The organism is Bartonella sp. AP36NXGY (assembly GCF_042195865.1).
Lineage (GTDB): Bacteria > Pseudomonadota > Alphaproteobacteria > Rhizobiales > Rhizobiaceae > Bartonella.
This window is the reverse complement of sequence record NZ_JBHIPD010000072.1, coordinates 1-2,396: the sequence shown is the minus strand read 5'-3', so window position 1 is coordinate 2,396 and position 2,396 is coordinate 1. Positions and strand designations below refer to the sequence as shown.

Sequence of the window (2,396 nt, the reverse complement as noted above, 5' to 3'; positions counted from 1 at the left end):
TATTTTTAAACTATAACTTTTAAAACGTTTTTAGTACCAAATCTAAAGTAGATAGTAATTCTACTGCCATGGCATTATTTGCCTCCATTTTTTTGTGGAAGCGAATAGTTCCATTCTTAAAGACTAGCCTGCAATCTATTCATTAAAAGGCTTTTCATTTCATAAGATATAGCATTTTGAATTTCATGACCTTTATTTCCTACCTCGGTAAAAAAATACCGTGGTTATAAAATCGATCTTGTCCTTAATCCTTTTATGCAATCTTTAAAATGTTCGCTGTTATGATGATGCTGTTATGACAGCTCTCTATTTTACGCTTCTAATTTTGAGAACTGTAATTTTATGTTTTTATCATGTGATTAACAATCCAATCTTTAAAACAAGATGGGATCTTTAAACGTATGTTATCGATATTTTTAAACGACTAAATTTAAAACAATGTGATTTGTGCTGTGATAAAAACGTATCATAAAATTTATGAACTGTTATGAATGATATCGGCTTTTCATTTTATTTGAATACACACATGCGTTATAATATTTACATCATGATTTGCTTTTTATGGTCTATTCATACATGCCAATCTTATATAAAAAATGGTCAAATGAATCACGTATAAAAATGTGGATTCTTAAGTGGATTCATATAAAATAATTTCACACAACCTATTGACTTTATTTCATTTTTTGATATGATAGCTTATCAGTTGGTACAAAGAAGATGTGGAGCATGTGAACAAATGGCGTGAACATGCGCGGGAGGATTTTGGTTTTTACAATGGTGATCAATGGAATGAAGAAGATTTATCGGCGTTAAAAAAGCAACGCCGCCCCGTTATGACTTTTAATCGTATTGCTCCGCTTGTGAATGCTGTTGTGGGTTCAGAACGCAACAATAAGCGAGAAGTGCAATTCATTCCTCGTCAAATAGGGAAGGCATTGCCAAGTGAATTACTTACAGGAGCAGCAGAATGGTTTCGCGACATGGCACATGCTGAATATGCAGATAGTGATGCTTTCCAAGATGCTGTCATTTGTGGAATGGGGTGGACTGATACCCGCCTTGATTATGAGAACAGCCTCGATGGTGAACCGGTCATTACGCGTTTAGATCCTTTAAAAATGGTCTGGGATAGTGCGGCAGTGCAACCGAATTTAACCGATGCACAACGTTTGTGGTATGTAGACCGCAAGCCGTTAGAAGTAGCTAAGCAGATGTTTCCCAAATCTCATTGGACAGAGCTGAGTGCAGATTGGGCAAGGGATGGGAGCTCTCATGAAGGTGTTCACCATAATGATCTTGATTATTACAGTGATGAAGGGAGCATTGATGTTGAAAACGGTCGTCGGATGGTCACGCTTGTTGAAGGACATTATAAACAAAAATACAATAAAGTCAATAGTTTGTTTGTAATTATTTTATAAGAATCCACTTAAGAATCCACACTTTTATACGTGATTCATTTGACTATTTTTTATATAAGATTGCCATGCATGAATAGACCCAAAAAAGCTAATCATAAAGAAGTTTAAGAAGAAAAAACAACTTCAAAATGTCCTTCAAGCGTTTTAACTTCTTTCGGATTAACAATAATCTTTATATCGTTTCCCAATTTTGCCAAACACTCAAGCATTTTCATTTCACTAATTCCTCGAAATTCTCCACTTAAGAGTTTAGACAGTTTTGGTTGAGTCATTTTCAAAAGTTGACTAGCCTGTTTTTGTGTTAAGTTCTTTTCTTTCAGAATTTGACTAATCTTATGAGCAAGTTGCGCTTTGATAAGCATCTCTCTGGAATCTGAAAAGCCAAGATCCGCATAAACATTGGAACTACCGTGAAAAACATTGATCATTTTAATTCCCTTCTAATTGTTCTGCTAACTTGAGACGTTCTTTAATCAGATTAATGTCTGGTTTTGGTGTTGCAATGCCACGGGTCGATTTTTTCTGAAAACAATGCAACACATAAAGAGATTTTTTATATTGTATCGTATAAACAGCGCGATAAGTTCCTTGAATATCGCGTTCAATAATTTCTAGAACATTGGCAGATCCAAACCCCTTGAGAACCTTAACATTTTCTCCTCTATCTCCTATCTGAGCAAGATAAAGAGCATAACCAATCCTTTGTTGAATAAGATCAGGAAGACTTTTTATATCTTTGAGTGAAGAACCAAGCCATATGATACGTTTTATTTTACTCATGATTATTAATATACCCATATGGGTATATTTTCAAGTGGTTATTCTAATTTTGTGATTTTTTAATAACTATTATTAATAAAATTGACTTGATAAAAATGGTAACAAAAAACCATAATTGTTTATTTATCTTATGAAAAGCTGCTTTGTAAAAACCAACGCTTCCAAATGTAAAAAGAACGTTTTTACAAGACA

The 2,396-nt window shown here is 33.8% G+C and carries 2 protein-coding genes and 1 pseudogene; 1 reads left to right on the top strand and 2 read right to left on the bottom strand.

Going from position 1 to position 2,396, the window contains the following annotated elements:
* Window positions 1-722: 722 nt before the first annotated feature.
* A pseudogene (locus ACFINX_RS09775) lies at window positions 723-1,406 on the top strand (portal protein); the annotation flags it as partial.
* 122 nt (window positions 1,407-1,528) lie between these two features.
* On the opposite strand, the gene ACFINX_RS09770 reads toward ACFINX_RS09775, so the two are convergent.
* Window positions 1,529-1,852, bottom strand: a complete 324-nt coding sequence (locus ACFINX_RS09770) for a helix-turn-helix domain-containing protein (RefSeq protein WP_015856199.1) — start codon at window positions 1,850-1,852, stop codon at window positions 1,529-1,531.
* Between the two features lies 1 nt (window position 1,853).
* Window positions 1,854-2,204, bottom strand: a complete 351-nt coding sequence (locus ACFINX_RS09765; RefSeq protein ID WP_041581387.1) for a type II toxin-antitoxin system RelE/ParE family toxin — start codon at window positions 2,202-2,204, stop codon at window positions 1,854-1,856.
* Window positions 2,205-2,396: the final 192 nt, after the last annotated feature.